This window comes from Bartonella sp. MU70NMGDW, from assembly GCF_042194085.1.
GTDB classification, from domain to species: Bacteria; Pseudomonadota; Alphaproteobacteria; order Rhizobiales; family Rhizobiaceae; genus Bartonella; species Bartonella grahamii.
Window position 1 is genome coordinate 1 of sequence record NZ_JBHIMK010000485.1, and the last position, 874, is coordinate 874.

Consider the following 874-nt stretch of genomic DNA (forward strand, 5'->3'; position numbering starts at 1 on the left):
AAACGAAAAATATCCTAAGAACGACGAAGAATTTTCCTTTGCGTTTAATTTATTGACATATAAACAACAAAGAGATTATGGATTTATCAGTTTTCATAGCAGTAGCTCTTCATATTTATTTGGTATGAAAATATTTTTCGCTTAAGATAATCTGAATGTATAATTATTCTCATTCGCTGAAATATGTAAGAGTTTTAGGATAGATATGTCTGTTCTAAAACTACGAAATTGAATCATCAAAAATTTACAACAGTCAAAGAAGCAAATAAAGTAGATAGATCATGTAATTGGCTAACATTCGAAAGTTAGGGGGAAGAGTGCTATTTAAATAATTAGCAAATATTGCTTTAATGATGTTGCTCCTCTCACACAAAACAGAACATCTCAAACAGAACAACTTAATGTTGTTCATTTACATGCTTTTTAAAGAGCTATTGCTCAGTACTCTTAACGATATTTCAAACCCCGCTCGTAAATAGGATACATGCTTCCCTTGAGGTGTAAATCCATTGTGCACTATCCTCTTTATGCTTAATAAAAGTATAAATTTGAGCTCTCATACTATTAACAATTCCCAATATTGCGATCCCTTGCACTTGAGAAGCTTTATAAGAAGCATTTTTATTCCTTTTTTAATCGTTTTTACTCACACACCACCTCCATTTGTAACTTTCAAGGAAACGATTTTAATTGATTTAATATGAAGATTTAAGATGGGAGGATCTTACTTTATTTGTGATTGTAATTCAGTATAAAAAAATCAAAGTCTTATAATGATAAGTCAATATCTTAAATAGCTTATAAGACCACTACCTTATTTCTATAACGAATGAGAATATCAAATACGTAATATTTTTTTCCTTTAACATATACG

Annotated in this window: 1 protein-coding gene; it reads right to left on the bottom strand. The window is 29.4% G+C overall.

Annotated features, from left to right (window positions below):
* Nucleotides 1–458: 458 nt before the first annotated feature.
* Nucleotides 459–596 carry a hypothetical protein gene (locus ACFIKE_RS11730; RefSeq protein ID WP_375626783.1) on the bottom strand — a complete coding sequence of 46 codons (138 nt, stop codon included), beginning with the start codon at nt 594–596 and terminating at the stop codon, nt 459–461.
* Nucleotides 597–874 lie beyond the last annotated feature (278 nt).